Below are 16,134 nucleotides of genomic sequence, written 5' to 3'. Positions count from 1 at the left end.
CGCCCCTGTTTGTGTCTAGGACGGTCTGTCCTATATGAACGGACAGCCGTCTTTTTTGTCCTTCTGCGCCTGTTGGGACAGATCGACTTCGGAGCGGAGGCCAGGGTTGTCCGTTTTCCTTGCATCGAAAGCGCCGTCATCGGTACAATGAAGTCGGCAAACATTGGCAGGCAAAGGAGACGGCGCGATGAAAATCGGATATCGGACGTTAAAAACCGCGGTGGGGGCGGCGCTAGCGATTGCCATCGCTCAGCTGATCGGCCTGCATAATTTCGCTTCCGCTGGCATTATCGTCATTTTATGCGTCCAAGTGACGAAAAAGCGGTCGCTTGAGACCGCTCGGGCCCGTTTTGCGGCGTGCGTCGTTGCGGTCGGGTTTGCGGCGTTGTTTTTTACCGCCTTCGGCTATCATCCGTGGACGATCGGGCTGTTGCTTTTGTTGTTCATTCCTGTGACGGTTCGCTTGAAAATCAATGAAGGCATTGCGACAAGCTCGGTCATTATTTTGCATTTGTATGCGGCCCAAGACATCACGTGGGGATTGGTCGCCAATGAGATCTTGCTCGTGGCGGTTGGCATTGGGGTAGCGCTGCTGATGAACATGTACATGCCGAGCGCCGAGAAGGAGCTCAAAGAGTACCAGCGCATTGTCGAAGATTTGTTTCGCATTATTTTAAAAGAAATCGTCCGCTACTTGCGCACAAATGAGCTTGATTGGGATGGAAAAGAGCTGCCGCTTGCGGCGGAGACGCTCGACAAAGCGAAAAAACTCGCCATGCGCCACGCCGACAATCAATTATGGCGGAATGAGGATGAATATGTCCGCTACTTCCGCATGCGTGAGCGGCAGTTGGAAATCATCGAGCATATGCTTCCGCTTGTGACATCGCTCGTCTACACGGTCGAGCAGCGGATGATGGTCGCCGATTTTATCGACGAATTAAGCGACGCCATTCATCCGGGAAATACGGCGGACCGCTTTTTGCGGCGCCTTGCCGAGATGCGCGAACAGTTTAAAGCGATGCCGCTGCCAAAGACGCGCGAGCAGTTTGAAGAGCGGGCGGCGTTGTTTCATTTAGTGCGCGAATTGGAGCGATATTTAATCATCAAAAGCGAATTCCATCCCGGAAACGAACGAAAACCGCAGCGGCTGAAGGCATGATGCAGGGCATATGTCCATCCGTTTTGGCGCACACTATAGCCAAACATTCAAGCAAAGGATGGACGGATATGCGGGTATGGTTGGCCATTTGTCTCGTGCTCACCGCCGTGTTGGGAGCGCCTTTCCCGACAGCGGCGGAGGCGAAGCCGCTTGTCATTGTGAACAAAGCGATCAATAAGCTCGCGCTCGTCCGCGACGGCCGCATCGAAGCCGTTTATCCGGTGGCGACCGGGGTCAATGCCGATTTGACGCCGGAGGGGATGTTTACGGTGACGGTGAAGGCGAAATACCCGTATTATCGGAAAAAGAACATTCCAGGCGGGGCGCCGAACAATCCGCTCGGCGCAAGGTGGATCGGCTTTAACGCGCGCGGGACGGACGGGCGCATCTACGGCATTCACGGCACGAACAACCCGGCGTCGATCGGCCAGTATGTGTCGCAAGGTTGTGTGCGCATGCACAACCGCGATGTCGAGCATTTGTATGAACGGGTGCCGATTGGCGCCAACGTGCTCATTCTCCGCAGCAACGAATCGTTTTACGCCATCGCCAAACGGCACGGCGCTGTCCGATGAAAAACGCAAGCTCCGTTTCGGAGCTTGCGTTTTTTTGGGCAGGTTTAAAACCACATGCTGATGCCGGCGAGGAGCGTCGTCAGCAGCATGCAAATGAGCATTACATACACGATGAATTTTTGCGTTTTCCGCGACAACGGTCCGTCCTCCTTCCGTCCGCTGTTCTACGTTTATTGTACCGGCAAACGACGGGGCGGACAAGGAAAAATGCCCGATGCGAAGCGAACCGATCCAAAGCTCGACCGTGGCGCGTACAAAGAAAAACAAAAAAGCAGGATTTTTTGTCGAAACGGCGAATGATAAAATGTTGGCCTCATCATTTTGCGGCAAAGGGGATGCAGACGATGGAAGTGAAAAAAGTCGACCATATCGGCATTGCCGTCCGCTCGATTGAGGAAGCGCTTCCGTTTTATACAGACGTGCTCGGCCTGCCGTTTCTCGGCATCGAGGAAGTCGAGTCGGAGCAGGTGAAAGTGGCGTTTTTGCAGGCCGGCGAGGCGAAGCTGGAGCTGCTGGAGCCGCTGTCGCCGGAGAGCGCGGTGGCGAAATTTATCGAAAAGCGCGGTGAAGGGATTCATCACGTCGCGCTTGGCGTCGAAGACATCACCGAGCGCATCCGTGAGCTGAAGGAGCATGGCATCCGTATGATTCAAGATGCGCCGAAACGCGGCGCCGGCGGGGCATGGGTCGCGTTCATGCACCCGAAATCGACCGGCGGCGTGTTGTATGAGCTTTGTGAACGGACGAAAACGGAGGGACACCAATGAGCGACATGTACGACAAAATCAACGAACTGTATGACCGCCGACGTGAGATTGAACTGGGCGGGGGCGATGAGAAAATTGAACAGCAGCACGCGAAAGGGAAGCTGACGGCGCGCGAGCGGATTGATTTGCTGTTGGACGAAGGGACGTTTGTCGAGCTCAATCCGTTCATCGAGCACCGCTGCACCGATTTTGGCCTGGGGGACAAGAAGGGGCCGGGCGATGGGGTTGTGACCGGCTACGGGAAGATCAACGGCCGCACGGTGTTTGTGTTTTCGCAAGATTTCACCGTCTTCGGCGGGGCGCTTGGGGAAATGCATGCGAAAAAAATCGCCAACATTATGGACTTGGCGGCGAAAACCGGGGCGCCGGTCATCGGCTTGAACGACTCAGGCGGCGCCCGCATTCAAGAAGGGGTGTTGTCGCTTGACGGGTACGGGCACATTTTTTACCGCAACGCCATTTATTCCGGCGTCATCCCGCAAGTTTCCGTCATTATGGGGCCGTGCGCCGGCGGGGCCGTCTATTCGCCGGCCATCACCGATTTTGTGTTCATGGTTGAAAAAACGAGCCAAATGTTCATCACCGGCCCGAAAGTGATTGAAGCGGTGACCGGAGAGAAAATCAGCGCCGAAGATTTAGGCGGCGCCCGCGTGCACAACACGATCAGCGGCAACGCCCATTTTGCGGCGGCGAACGAAGAGGAGGCGCTCGCCGAGGTGCGGCGGCTGCTCGGCTATTTGCCGTCCAACAATAACGAAAAGCCGCCGTTTGGCCCGGTTCCGGACGGGGACGACTATCGCCCCGATTTGGCCGATGTCGTGCCGATTGACGCCGTCCGCCCGTACGATGTGCGCCACGTCATCGCCCACGTCGTTGATGACGGATCGTTTATGGAAGTGCAAAAAGATTTTGCGAAAAACATTGTGATCGGCTTTGCCCGCATCAAAGGAGAAGTGGTCGGGCTTGTGTGCAACCAGCCGAAGTTTATGGCCGGAGGGCTTGACATCGATTCGTCCGACAAGGCGGCGCGCTTTATCCGCTTTTGTGATTCGTTCAACATCCCGATCATTACGTTTGAGGACGTCACCGGCTTTTTCCCGGGCGTCAAGCAGGAGCACGGCGGCATCATCCGCCATGGGGCGAAAATTTTGTACGCCTACTCGGAAGCGACCGTGCCGAAAATTACCGTCATTTTGCGCAAAGCATACGGCGGCGCGTACGTCGCCTTAAACAGCAAATCGATCGGCGCCGATGTCGTCTATGCGTGGCCGAACGCCGAAGTGGCGGTCATGGGGCCGCAAGGGGCGGCGAACATCATTTTCGCCAGCGAAATCGAAAACAGCCCGAACCCGGAAGAAACGCGGGCGCAAAAAATTGAAGAATACCGCGAGAAATTCGCCAATCCGTACGTCGCGGCGAAATACGGCATGATCGACGACGTCATCGACCCGCGCGACACGAGAATTAAGCTCATTCAGGCGCTCGAGATGCTTCGCCACAAGCACGAGAAGCGGCCGAAGAAAAAACATGGCAACATTCCGCTGTAAGCGACAGAAGGCGTCCGGCCAATCCCGGGCGCCATCGCTGTTTTCCCCGCACCGTTCTAGCGTCTAGTTTGCCGCCTGGCGGAAACTTCCGGTATACTGGAAGAGGAATCTGTACATAGGAGGACGAAAGCGATGGTGAACGAGCAACGTCTTGTCGACGAGTTTTTGGAACTTGTGCAAATCGATTCGGAAACGAAGCATGAAGGCGACATTGCGAAGGTGCTGAAGCAAAAGTTTGAAGCGCTCGGCCTCGAGGTGATCGAAGACGATGCCGCCGCGAAAACGGGGCATGGAGCCGGCAACTTGATTTGCACGCTCGCGGCGACGAAAGACGGGGTCGACCCGATTTACTTCACGTCGCATATGGATACGGTTGTGCCGGGGAAAGGCGTGAAACCGTCGATCCAAGACGGCTATGTCGTCACGGACGGGACGACGATTTTAGGCGCGGACGATAAAGCCGGCTTGGCGGCGATGTTCGAAGCGATCCGGGTGCTGAAAGAGCAAAACATCCCGCACGGCGTAATCCAGTTTATCATTACTGTCGGAGAAGAATCCGGGTTAATTGGGGCGAAGGCGCTTGACCCGTCGCTTATTCAAGCGAAATACGGCTATGCCTTAGACAGCGACGGCAAGGTCGGCAACATCGTCGTCGCCGCGCCGACGCAGGCGAAATTGAAAGTCGTTGTGCACGGCAAAACGGCGCACGCCGGCGTGGCGCCGGAAAAAGGGGTGTCCGCCATTACGATTGCGGCGAAGGCGATCGCGAAAATGCCGCTCGGCCGCATCGACGAGGAGACGACGGCGAACATCGGCCGCTTCGAAGGGGGCACGCAAACGAACATCGTCTGCGACCGCGTCGATATTTTAGCGGAAGCCCGCTCGCTCGTCCCGGAGAAAATGGAAGCGCAAGTGGCGAAAATGAAAGAGGCGTTTGAAACGGTTGCCGCGGAAATGGGGGGGCGCGCCGATGTCGATGTCGACGTGATGTACCCAGGCTTCAAGTTCGGCGACGGCGACCATGTTGTGGAGGTCGCGAAACGGGCGGCGGCGAAAATCGGCCGGCCGTGCAAGCTGGAGAAAAGCGGCGGCGGCAGCGATGCCAACATCATCGCCGGCTTCGGCATTCCGACCGTCAACCTCGCTGTCGGCTATGAAGAGATCCATACGACGAACGAGCGGATGCCGATTGAAGAGCTGGTCAAGCTGACGGAAATGGTCATCGCCATTGTCGAAGAAGTCGCCAATGCCGAGTGAGCATCCCTTGTTGGATGCTCTTTTTCGTCGGATGATGAAATTTCGGTGAAAATTTGGCTGACATCGGCCGATAAAAAAGGAGACAAGATTGGTGAATGACGAAAGAGGTGGCGGGGGAATGGACAAATATGTCGTCTTTCGCGTCGAGCGGGAACAGTATGCCGTCTCGATCGCGTATGTCGTCTCGATTGAAAAAATGACGGCGCCGACCGCGGTGCCGCATATGCCGGACTATATGGCCGGCGTCGTGCGCATCCGCGGCGAGCTCGTGCCGGTGCTTGATATGCGGAAGCTGTTGTACGGCCGGGCCGTCGACGAAACGGACCAGACGCGCCTTGTCGTCGCCGCGGTCGACGAGTTGTCGGTGGCGTTTATTGTCGATGAAGCGAAGGAAATCGTGGATATTGAACAAGAGGCGATCAAACCGCTCCAGCTCATGTCCGCGGAGCGCACGCCGTATGTAGCCGGAATGGCGGCGCAAGACGACCGGCTGTTGACCGTGCTTGACCCGCGCGTTTTGTTTGCCCATTTGGACGAAGCGGAAGAGATTCGCGAGCAAGTAGCCGCCGCCCAAGCCGCTGCGCGGGCGGGCGAGACGGTATAGGTGTTTGCCTATACCGTTTTTTCTTCCGCGCATATCCTAACCATGGAAGCAAGTTGACACACAAAAAAGGAGGGCGTTCCATGGTTCAACCGTTCGGTCCGTATATGGGTGGCTTTTATCCGCCATACTTCGGCAGCTACGGCCATCACCCATACGGTTATCACCATCATCATCATTGGCATGGAGGGTATGACGGCTATCATCACTTCCCGTATGGCATGCCTTATGGTCATTACCCGTTTTCGCCGTACGGCTTCCCGCATTACGGAGGCTACTAAGCATGAGGGGCGTTACGCCCCTTTTTACATGAACATGCCAAATGAGGCTCGTCGTGCCGTCCTGTTCCTAAATCGGTTTAGAAAAACTTGCAGGCGGGCGCAAACGTGTGGTATGTTGTTTAGTGAACAAACCAAAAACGGAAAGGGACGTTGAATGATGGCAAAACAGCAAATTGGCGTCATCGGACTGGCGGTCATGGGGAAAAATTTGGCGTTGAACATTGAAAGCCGGGGTTATTCGGTGGCGGTGTACAACCGTTCGCGCGAAAAAACGGATGAATTTTTGGAAGAAGCGAAAGGAAAAAACGTTGTTGGTACATACAGCATCGAAGAATTCGTCAACGCCCTGGAAAAGCCGCGGAAAATTTTGCTCATGGTGAAAGCGGGCGCGCCGACGGACGCGACGATCGAACAGCTGAAGCCGTATTTGGAAAAAGGCGATATTTTAATTGACGGCGGCAATACGTATTTCAAAGATACGCAGCGCCGAAACAAAGAACTTGCCGAACTTGGCATCCACTTCATCGGCACCGGCGTCTCCGGCGGCGAGGAAGGGGCGCTGAAAGGACCGTCGATCATGCCGGGGGGACAAAAAGAAGCGCATGAGCTCGTGCGTCCGATCTTTGAAGCCATCGCCGCCAAAGTCGACGGCGAGCCGTGCACGACGTACATCGGTCCGGACGGCGCCGGCCATTACGTCAAAATGGTGCATAACGGCATCGAATACGGCGACATGCAGCTGATCGCTGAAGCGTACTTCCTGCTCAAACATGTGCTCGGCATGGAAGCGAACGAATTGCACGAAGTGTTCGCTGACTGGAACAAAGGCGAATTGAACAGCTATCTCATTGAAATTACCGCTGACATTTTCACGAAAATCGATGAAGAAACCGGCAAGCCGCTCGTTGATGTCATTTTGGACAAAGCCGGGCAAAAAGGGACGGGCAAATGGACGAGCCAAAACGCCCTCGATTTGGGCGTTCCGCTGCCGATCATTACGGAATCGGTGTTCGCCCGCTTCATTTCGGCGATGAAAGACGAGCGCGTGAAAGCAAGCAAAGTCCTCTCCGGCCCGGCGGTGAAGCCGTTTGAAGGCGACCGCGCCCACTTCATCGAAGCCGTGCGCCGCGCGCTCTACATGAGCAAAATTTGCTCGTACGCCCAAGGATTTGCGCAAATGAAGGCGGCGTCCGACGAATACGATTGGAACTTGCGCTATGGCGACATCGCGATGATTTTCCGCGGCGGCTGCATCATCCGCGCGCAATTTTTGCAAAAAATTAAAGAGGCGTACGACCGTGATCCAGCGCTTTCGAACTTGCTCTTGGATCCGTATTTCCAAGACATCGTCGAACGCTACCAAGACGCGCTCCGCGAAATCGTCGCCACCGCGGCGATGCGCGGCATTCCGGTGCCAGGATTCGCCAACGCCCTCGCGTACTATGACAGCTACCGCACCGCGGTGCTGCCGGCCAACTTAATCCAGGCACAGCGCGACTACTTCGGCGCCCACACGTACGAACGCGTCGACAAGGAAGGCATTTTCCATACGGAATGGTTGAAATAAGCGAAAACCCTTAGAGCCGCAGGCGGTTCTAAGGGTTTTTTGGTGCTTGATGAAACCAACATTTTCTCCAATCGTTGACACCGCATGGATGATTGAAAAAATGGCTCGTAACCAAGCCGGCATGTTAAAGACTGTAGATGAGCATTTTTCATGACGAAGCGCGCGGCAAAAAGCTCCTGCAGAAAAATCGCGGTGAAACCAAATACCACGTACACGTTAAGCAGGAAGATCAAAACGAATTTAACATCTTGTCTTGTTTGGAAAAAAGCAACTATGTCATAATGAAAATGACGTTTGAAAGTCAACGTGCTATGTTTTCGAATCATGCCGTTTTCACATAGGAGGGACTTGCAGTGCCATCACAACGAAAATCGATCATCCCCGACGACTTTTTATGGGGCGGGGCGGTGACGTCGTTTCAGACGGAAGGGGCGTGGAATGAAGGCGGCAAAGGGTTGTCGATCGTTGATGCGCGCCCGATTCCAAAAGGGCATTCCGACTGGAAAGTGGCGGTTGATTTTTACCATCGCTATAAAGAGGATATTGCGCTGTTCAAGGAGCTCGGTTTTACGGCCTATCGGACGAGCATCGCCTGGACGCGCATTTTTCCGGACGGGGAAGGGGAGCCGAATGAAGCGGGTTTGGCGTTTTATGACGCCGTGTTTGATGAATTGAGAGCGAACGGCATCGAGCCGGTCATTACGCTGTACCATTTCGACTTGCCGCTGGCGTTGGCGAGAAAATACAATGGCTTCGCATCAAGGAAAGTCGTCGACTTGTTTGAACGGTACGCGCGCACTGTGTTTGAACGCTATCGCGGGAAAGTGAACTATTGGCTGACGTTCAATGAGCAAAACTTAGTGCTTGAACAACCGCATTTATGGGGGGCGATTGGCCCGGAAGACGAGGATCCGGAAGCGTTTGCTTATCGCGTCTGCCATAACGTGTTGATCGCCCACGCGAAAGCGGTGAAGGCGCTGCGCGAAATCGCCCCCGAAGCGAAGATCGGCGGGATGGTGACGTATTTGACGACGTACCCGGCGACGTGCCGGCCGGAAGATGCTTTGGCGAACGTGCAGGCGAAAGAGCTGTTCATTGATTTCTTTTTTGATATGTTCGCCCGCGGTGTCTATCCGCGTTATGTGACGAATCATCTGGAGAAAAAAGGAATCGTTTTGCCGTTGGAAGAAGGGGATGAACAGCTGCTCCGGGAGCAAACGGTCGACTTTTTGTCATTCAGCTATTATCAAAGCCAAATCGTCCGTCATCAGGAACAGGATGAGCGGATCATCAAAGGGCTTGAACCGAATCCGCACCTGCCAAAGACAAAGTGGGGCTGGGCGATCGACCCGATCGGGTTGCGCATCGCCTTAAAAGACGTGTACGCCCGCTACGAAATGCCGATTTTCATCACCGAAAACGGCATCGGGCTTGAGGAGGAGCTGAACGAGAACGGCACGGTCGAAGATGATGAGCGGATTGACTATTTGCGCCGCCATATTGAACAAATGAAGCGGGCGATGGAAGAAGGAGTCGAGGTGATCGGCTACTTAATGTGGGGGGCGACGGATTTGTTAAGCTCGCAAGGGGAGATGCGCAAGCGCTACGGCGTCATTTTCGTCAACCGCGACGATGAGAACTTGCGCGATTTGAAGCGCTATAAGAAAAAAAGCTTCTACTGGTTCCAGCGCGTCATTCGCACGAACGGGGAAGAGCTGTAAAAAGAGGCGGGGAAGTCCCCGCCTTTTTACCAGTCTTTCGGGCGACCATGGCGAATATTCAATCGTCTAACATGTTTGTCCCAAGTCACGACATCTTCTGGGGGATTCGCTTTGGCATGAGCGGCGATATACGCGTCGATGAAGTCTACCTTTTTCTCGCCATAATCTCGAAGCGCCTGTTGCACAACATCTTTTTCCTCTGTTTCGATCCCGATCCCGTCGGTAAACTTTAATAAGGCGGCGGAAATGTCGGACGGCGATGCTTGATAGACGGAGGCCAGCACCCAGCAACATTCTGCAACGACGAGCGGATTAAGGCGCAAAATCAATTCTCCTGCTTCCACTTTCTGCAACATGTCCCCAACCTCTTCCGCAAGCTCTTGGGGATGGCCGGTCATGATTCGAATCACGACATTTGTGTCAATCCACAGCTTGCGAGCCACTTAGTTTTCCTCCTCGTCTTTCAATTCTTTTGCTCCCATCGTCCGATATGCTTCATTCCGGATTTCCTCAACGGGGCGGAACGGCTGATTGGTTTTGAGAATGCCGATTAATTGTGACAAGCGATATTTTTTCGTGACTTCCACTTTTATTTCTCCATCTTGGTTGACCATAAACGTCAGATCATCGCCTTCGGTGAGGCCTAATGTTTTTCGGATTTCAACGGGAATCACCACTTGGCCGCGGCTGGACAGCTTGCTTGTCGCTTTCACGACGATCGGCGATGATTGATCCGAAACATTCATTTTTTCCATTGGCGTGTTTCGCTCCTTCCTAAACACTTTTGATACTTATCTTTATTATATGTCTTATTTGTGTGTTGAATCAATCGTTGAAAATCATATTATTTTTGGTGTGGTAAGAAGTTGTGTAGGAGACAACAACAAGGATGAGAATGGACGTTTAACACTCTTTTACCTACGTTCATACGTGGAAGAGGGGGCTTCTCGGTTTGGAATGATCAAACAGCCGGCCCCATCAAGGGACCGGCTGTTTTTACGGTTTGCGGTCAAACAGCAAGACGCGCGCCGGGGCGGCGTCGGTGCCGACGAGTTTGAGCGGGGCGGCGACCATGAAATACTGGCCTTCGGGAACGTCTTTCAGCCGCAGCCCTTCGATGACGATGACGCCGGCGGAAAAGAGCGTTTTATGGGTCGGGTGGCCTTCCTGCGCCCGCTCGATGCCGAGGGCGTCGATGCCGACGCCGCGGACCCGTTTGTCGGCCAAATAGCGGGCGGCGTCGGCGGCGACGAAAATAAACTCAAAGTTAAAGGCCTCTTCGAACGAATTTTTCGTTTTGAACAAGACAAAATCGCCTTCTTGAATGTCGAGATGCGCGATGTCGTCTTTCGTGATCCGGTCGTTGACGTTGGTTGCGTCAAACAGTTTGCATGGGCCGACAAGATGGTCAAGCGGAATCGTTTCAAAGGTCGCCCCGCCTTCAACCATATGGAGAGGGGCGTCAATGTGCGTGCCGGTGTGCACGTCCATGTCGATGCGCGATTCGGTGACATAGCCGTTGGTGATCGTTGTGCGCTTCGGCTGTTTTTCCGGTTTGTTTTTGTACACCGGCATGCCTTCGTAAATCGGGGCGGTGACGTCATACATCTTCATCGCTTCTTCACTCCTTTTCGTTTGGGAATGGAAAGGGCCGGGGCCGGCCCTGTCGGCTGTTGGGTGTCAAGCTTTTGACCGTGAAGAAAAGGGAAGAATGAGTGGCGTCGCCCCTTGTTGACAGGCGGGTGACGCCCCCTCGCCCATTACGGTCTCGGATGTTCGATCGGCCACCAATGGAAGCCGTCTTTTTTAAGCAGTTCGTCGGCCGCCGCCGGGCCCATCGAGCCGGCTTCGTAGTTCGGGAAGTCGGCGGCTTTTGTGTTCGCCCAAACATCGGAAATCACATCGACAAACTGCCATGACGCCGCCACTTCATCCCAGTGGGTGAAGTTCGTCGCATCGCCGCGCATGCAGTCATACAGCAGCTTTTCATACGCTTCCGGCGTGTTGATGCCATCGATGCAGTTGTTGCAATAATCGAGTTGAAACGGGGCCGTCGTTGTCGTCGATTCCCCGGTTTTTTTGCCGTTTAAATGAAGGGTGATGCCTTCATCGGGCTGAATGTGGATGACGAGCAAGTTCGGGGCGATCGTCTCATTCGTCCGGTAATATAAGTTCATCGGCACGTCTTTAAACTGGACGACGATTTTCGTCGATTTTTCCGCCATTCGTTTGCCGGTGCGGATGTAAAACGGCACGCCGGCCCAGCGGAAGTTGTCGATCAGGAGTTTCCCAGCGACGAACGTTTCGGTATTCGAATCCGGGTCGACGTTCGGCTCCTCGCGGTACGCCGGCACATCTTTCCCGCGGATCATCCCACGCCCATATTGGCCGCGCACGAAGTATTGATCGACTTCGTCGTGCGCAATCGGACGCAGCGCGCGCAACACTTTCACTTTTTCATGACGGATGTCATCGGTCGTAAGCCGAATCGGCGGCTCCATGGCCAACAAGGCGACCATTTGCAGCATATGGTTTTGCACCATGTCGCGCAGCGCCCCCGAATGGTCGTAATAGCGGCCGCGGTCCTCAACACCGAGCGTTTCACTTGAGGTAATTTGAATGTTCGAAATAAAGCGGTTGTTCCAAAGCGGCTCGAAAATGGCGTTCGAGAAGCGGATCACTTCGATGTTTTGCACCATTTCTTTGCCAAGGTAATGGTCGATCCGGTAAATTTCCCGCTCGGAAAAAACGCGGCGGATTTCTCTGTTCAGCTTTTGGGCGCTCGCTAAGTCATGGCCGAACGGCTTTTCAATGACAAGCCGTTTAAAGCCGCGCGTATCGGTCAGCCGCTCCGACTGCAGGCGCGATGTCACCGTGCCGAAAAATTCCGGCGCCATCGCCAAATAAAAGATGCGGTTCCCCTCTGTTTGATATGTCTCATCGAGCTGTTCAAGCAGCGCTTTTAAGCGCTGATAGGACTCAGCTTCCGTCACATCAAACGGGTGATAATAAAAATGGGAGGCGAACTTGCCGTCTGCAAGCTCTTGGTTGAGCGCTGTTTCGACGGAGTCGCGCACGTAATGGCGGAACTCATCGGCCGATAACGGGCGGCGCGCGACGCCGACGACGGCAAACCGCTCGTTTAGGTGCCCTTTTTCATACAGGCGGTAAAGGGACGGAAACAGCTTCCGTTTCGCCAAATCTCCTGTCGCCCCAAAAATGACGATGATCGATTTCGGGTTCATGTTGTCCACCGTATGTACCTCGCTTTAGCCAAATTTGTTTCTTCAACTAAATCATTGTAGAGATTTGCCGGCTGGAACGCAAATATTTTATCGCTTTAGGGTAGGAAAGAAAGTTGAAAAGCGCCCCAGAACCTTGGTACGCTAGCAACAGGCAATGATGACCGAGACAAGGAGTGAATAAGCTTGGAATTATTATTTTTGGGCACCGGCGCCGGCGTGCCGGCGAAAGAGCGCAACGTGTCATCCGTCGCCTTGCAGTTGCTCGATGAGCGCGGGGCGACATGGCTGTTTGACTGCGGTGAAGCGACGCAGCACCAAATTTTGCATACGGCCATTCGCCCGCGCCGTATCGAGCATATTTTCATCACCCATTTGCATGGTGATCATTTGTTTGGGTTACCCGGTCTTCTCAGCAGCCGCTCGTTTCAAAGCGGCGAGACGCCGCTTACCGTGTTCGGTCCGAAAGGCATTCGCGCGTTTGTGGAAACGACGCTTTCCGTCAGCGGGACAAGGCTTCGGTATGATTTGAACATCATGGAGATCGACGAAGGCATCATTTTTGACGATGAACGGTTTTCCGTCATCGCCAGACGGCTCGATCACGGCATGCCGTCTTATGGCTTCCGCGTTGTCGAAAAAGACTTGCCCGGGCCGCTCTTAGTTGACCGGTTAAAGGCGCTCGGCGTCCGCCCCGGGCCGATTTATCAAAAGATCAAGCAAGGGAAAACGGTCGTGTTGGACGACGGCACGGTGCTCGATGGGCGCGAGTTTGTCGGCCCGCCGCAAAAAGGGCGAATCGTCGCGGTGCTCGGTGACACCCGCTTTTGCGAAGCGGCGATTGAACTCGCCCGCGATGCTGATGTCGTCGTCCACGAGGCGACGTTTGCCGCCGCCGAACAGCGTTTGGCCCACGACTATTTCCATTCGGCGACTACGGATGCGGCCGAAGTGGCGAAGCGGGCCGGAGCGAAGCGGCTTATTTTGACTCATATCAGCTCGCGCTATCAAGGCGAAGCGGCGCTCAAGTTATTGGATGAGGCGCGCCGCGTGTTTCCCAACACTGAGCTCGCCGCCGATTTTGCTTCGTTCTCCATCCCGCGTTAAAACCGCCAGCCGCGCTCGTATTGCACCGGTGCTTCGATTTTGACGCCGAGCTCCCGCGCTGCGGCGTATGGCCAGTGCGGGTTGCGCAGCAGCTCCCGCGCCAAAAAGACGAGGTCGGCGCGGCCGTTATGCACAATTTCTTCCGCCTGCCAGCCGGACGTAATCAGGCCGACGGCGCCGGTTGGAATGTCCGCTTCGCGGCGAATGAGTTCGGCAAACGGCACCTGATAGCCTGGATAAGCGGTAATGCGTGCCGGCACGATGGCGCCGGAGCTGACGTCAATAAGGTCGACGCCTTGTTCTTTCATCCGTTTGGCGTACGGGATATAGTCTTTCTCGGTCAGCCCTTCCGGATGGTAGTCGGACGCTGAGATGCGGACAAACAGCGGACCGTCCCACACTTCGCGGACGGCGGTGATCACGTCGCCCAAGAAGCGGTAACGGTTTTCCGGAGAGCCGCCGTATTCGTCTTGGCGCCGGTTGGAGAGCGGCGATAAAAATTCGTTGATGAGATAGCCGTGGGCGGCATGGATTTCGATGACGTCAAAGCCGGCTTCTTTTGCCCGCCGCGCCCCGTTTTGGAACGCCTGCACCGTCTCTTCGATGTCCGATTTCGTCATTTCTTTCGGCGTCCGTGACGATTCGTTGAATGGAATGGCGGATGGGGCGATGATTTCCCCTGGCACTTGTGACTTTCTTCCGGCATGGGCGAGCTGGATGCCGATGGCAGCTCCATGTTCTTTCACCAGCCCAACGAGTTCGCGAAGTCCATCGACATGGCCATCGTTCCAGATCCCTAAGTCTTGTTCAGAAATGCGGCCTTGCGGTGTTACCCCGGTCGCTTCGACGATAATGAGGCCGACTTGGCCGACGGCGCGCGCCGGGTAGTGGATTTTATGCCATGTGCGCACCGTGCCGTCTTTCGTCTCACATGAGTACATGCACATCGGCGACATAACGATCCGGTTTTTCAGCGTCAGTCCGCGGATCGTATATGGTGAAAACAATACCGTTTTCATGGCAGACAGCTCCTTTCTATACCAACGAATAGTTCATGACTGAATGATAACATGCTGCCTGCCAAAAACAAAATGAAACGGACCGCCGCCATGTGCGGCTTAGTGCAGAAGGCGGCGTCCGACAGTGCGCTTTTGCAGCGGGTTACGATTCGGCGAGCGCAGCGAGCAGGGCGTTGCCGAGCTCTTCGGAGCGGGTGGCCGCCCGGCGGATGCAGGCGGCGATCGCCTCTTGAAACCGGTATTGTTCGAGCACGCCGATGCCGGCTTCGGTCGTGCCGCCCGGGCTTGTGACTTCGCGGCGCAGGACGGATGGATGCTTGTCGGACGCTTTTAACATTTCCGCCGCGCCGATGATCGTCTGCAAAATGAGTGTTTTCGCCACATTGCGCTCAAGGCCAATGTCGGCGGCCGCCTTTTCCATCGCTTCGACCAAGTAATAGACGTATGCCGGACCGCTTCCCGACAGGCCGGTAACCGCGTGCAAGTCGCGTTCCGGCACAACGGTGACGATGCCGACCGTTTCAAACAGCTGTTTCGCCGTTTCAAGATGCTGCTCCGAGGCGAAGCGGCCTCCGGCGATCGCGGTCGCCGATAGGCCGACGGCTGCGGATGTGTTTGGCATAGCCCGCACCACGGCAACATCGCGTCCGGCGAGCTGTTCGATCGTTTCGGTTGTGACGCCGGCAAGCAGCGAGAGAATGAGCTGGTTTGGACGAATGGCCGGTGCGACAGCGGCCATCGCTTCGGCGACATCTTTCGGTTTCATGGCTAAAATAACGATGTCCGCACGTTCGACAGCAAGGTGTACGTTTTGGGCGGCGCGGACGCCATATGTGCGCTCGAGCTCCCCGAGCCGGGCGCGGTTTTGTCGGTTTGTCACGACGATTTGTTCCGGATGGCAAAACGTTTTCGTCATACCGGCGATGAGCGCTTCGGCCATCGAGCCGGCGCCGATAAAGGCAATGGACCGTGTTGTTGTCATCGCATTCACTCCCTTTTCTTGTTGTCAAGCAAAAGAAAAAGGTTCCCCGTCCTGCAAAAGGACGGAAAACCTTCGTTTCCGCGGTACCACCTTTTTTGGCCCGGTTTGGCTTGCGCCAAACGAGCCCGACTCTGCCCCGATAACGCCGGGGAGGCGTTTAGGTTGGCCTAACAGCTCCCAAGGTAGGTTCAACCGAAAAGAGGGCAGCGAAGCCTTCCAGCCGCGGGCTTCGCTCTCTGGCTGCCGTTTCCGGTTTACTGGCCCTGTTCATCACCGTTTTTGCCGTATCGTGATTTTATTTGTCAT

The 16,134-nt window shown here is 55.1% G+C and carries 17 protein-coding genes; 10 read left to right on the top strand and 7 right to left on the bottom strand.

What is annotated here, in order from left to right; genetic code table 11:
• Positions 1–187 precede the first annotated feature (187 nt).
• Together M493_RS11210 and M493_RS11205 are read left to right on the top strand one after the other, a co-directional pair.
• Positions 188–1,162: an aromatic acid exporter family protein gene (locus M493_RS11210; RefSeq protein WP_020960464.1), complete on the top strand. Its 975-nt coding sequence runs from the start codon at positions 188–190 to the stop codon at positions 1,160–1,162.
• Between the two features lie 68 nt (positions 1,163–1,230).
• Entirely contained in the window at positions 1,231–1,737 is a 507-nt protein-coding gene (locus tag M493_RS11205; RefSeq protein ID WP_011231834.1) for a L,D-transpeptidase, read from the top strand.
• A 44-nt stretch (positions 1,738–1,781) separates the two neighbouring features.
• On the opposite strand, the gene prli42 is transcribed toward M493_RS11205, so the two are convergent.
• Positions 1,782–1,874, bottom strand: a complete 93-nt coding sequence (gene prli42, locus M493_RS18560) for a stressosome-associated protein Prli42 (RefSeq protein WP_020755294.1) — start codon at positions 1,872–1,874, stop codon at positions 1,782–1,784.
• A gap of 207 nt (positions 1,875–2,081) precedes the next feature.
• On the opposite strand from prli42, the gene mce reads away from it, so the two are divergent.
• The 7 genes from mce to M493_RS11165 all read left to right on the top strand — a co-directional run bounded on the left by mce (position 2,082) and on the right by M493_RS11165 (position 9,478).
• On the top strand, positions 2,082–2,504 hold the full coding sequence (mce, locus tag M493_RS11200; protein WP_020960462.1) for a methylmalonyl-CoA epimerase: 423 nt from the start codon (positions 2,082–2,084) through the stop codon (positions 2,502–2,504).
• Positions 2,501–4,051: an acyl-CoA carboxylase subunit beta gene (locus M493_RS11195; protein WP_020960461.1), complete on the top strand. Its 1,551-nt coding sequence runs from the start codon at positions 2,501–2,503 to the stop codon at positions 4,049–4,051. The genes mce and M493_RS11195 overlap by 4 nt, the downstream gene beginning before the upstream one ends.
• A 132-nt stretch (positions 4,052–4,183) precedes the next feature.
• Positions 4,184–5,308, top strand: a complete 1,125-nt coding sequence (locus tag M493_RS11190; protein WP_020960460.1) for a tripeptidase T — start codon at positions 4,184–4,186, stop codon at positions 5,306–5,308.
• A 118-nt stretch (positions 5,309–5,426) separates the two neighbouring features.
• Positions 5,427–5,912: a chemotaxis protein CheW gene (locus M493_RS11185; protein WP_020960459.1), complete on the top strand. Its 486-nt coding sequence runs from the start codon at positions 5,427–5,429 to the stop codon at positions 5,910–5,912.
• Between the two features lie 80 nt (positions 5,913–5,992).
• Complete coding sequence (locus tag M493_RS11180) at positions 5,993–6,190, top strand: hypothetical protein (protein WP_020960458.1); 198 nt, start codon at positions 5,993–5,995, stop codon at positions 6,188–6,190.
• 157 nt (positions 6,191–6,347) lie between these two features.
• Entirely contained in the window at positions 6,348–7,757 is a 1,410-nt protein-coding gene (gene gndA / locus M493_RS11175) for an NADP-dependent phosphogluconate dehydrogenase (RefSeq protein ID WP_020960457.1), read from the top strand.
• Positions 7,758–8,110: 353 nt separating this feature from the next.
• Entirely contained in the window at positions 8,111–9,478 is a 1,368-nt protein-coding gene (locus M493_RS11165; protein ID WP_020960455.1) for a glycoside hydrolase family 1 protein, read from the top strand.
• A 26-nt stretch (positions 9,479–9,504) separates the two neighbouring features.
• On the opposite strand, the gene M493_RS11160 is transcribed toward M493_RS11165, so the two are convergent.
• The 4 genes from M493_RS11160 to zwf form a co-directional block, all read right to left on the bottom strand.
• On the bottom strand, positions 9,505–9,921 hold the full coding sequence (locus tag M493_RS11160) for a PIN domain-containing protein (RefSeq protein WP_020960454.1): 417 nt from the start codon (positions 9,919–9,921) through the stop codon (positions 9,505–9,507).
• Positions 9,922–10,233 carry an AbrB/MazE/SpoVT family DNA-binding domain-containing protein gene (locus M493_RS11155; protein ID WP_020960453.1) on the bottom strand — a complete coding sequence of 104 codons (312 nt, stop codon included), beginning with the start codon at positions 10,231–10,233 and terminating at the stop codon, positions 9,922–9,924.
• A 241-nt stretch (positions 10,234–10,474) separates the two neighbouring features.
• Complete coding sequence (locus M493_RS11150) at positions 10,475–11,092, bottom strand: cyclase family protein (protein ID WP_020960452.1); 618 nt, start codon at positions 11,090–11,092, stop codon at positions 10,475–10,477.
• 146 nt (positions 11,093–11,238) lie between these two features.
• A complete protein-coding gene (gene zwf / locus M493_RS11145; RefSeq protein WP_041267775.1) occupies positions 11,239–12,732 on the bottom strand; it encodes a glucose-6-phosphate dehydrogenase in 1,494 nt (497 codons plus the stop codon).
• A gap of 174 nt (positions 12,733–12,906) precedes the next feature.
• On the opposite strand from zwf, the gene rnz reads away from it, so the two are divergent.
• Positions 12,907–13,827: a ribonuclease Z gene (rnz, locus tag M493_RS11140; RefSeq protein WP_020960450.1), complete on the top strand. Its 921-nt coding sequence runs from the start codon at positions 12,907–12,909 to the stop codon at positions 13,825–13,827.
• Here rnz and namA read toward each other — a convergent pair.
• The gene (gene namA / locus M493_RS11135) at positions 13,824–14,846 is read right to left on the bottom strand and encodes an NADPH dehydrogenase NamA (protein WP_020960449.1); all 1,023 of its coding nucleotides are present in this window, start codon (positions 14,844–14,846) and stop codon (positions 13,824–13,826) included. The two genes, rnz and namA, sit on opposite strands and share 4 nt — an antisense overlap.
• 142 nt (positions 14,847–14,988) lie before the next feature.
• The gene (gene proI, locus M493_RS11130) at positions 14,989–15,828 is read right to left on the bottom strand and encodes a pyrroline-5-carboxylate reductase ProI (RefSeq protein ID WP_020960448.1); all 840 of its coding nucleotides are present in this window, start codon (positions 15,826–15,828) and stop codon (positions 14,989–14,991) included.
• Positions 15,829–16,134 lie beyond the last annotated feature (306 nt).

It is taken from the genome of Geobacillus genomosp. 3, assembly GCF_000445995.2.
Taxonomy (GTDB): domain Bacteria; phylum Bacillota; class Bacilli; order Bacillales; family Anoxybacillaceae; genus Geobacillus.
Note: the sequence above shows the minus strand (reverse complement) of the source record. Positions and strands in the feature narration are given on the sequence as shown.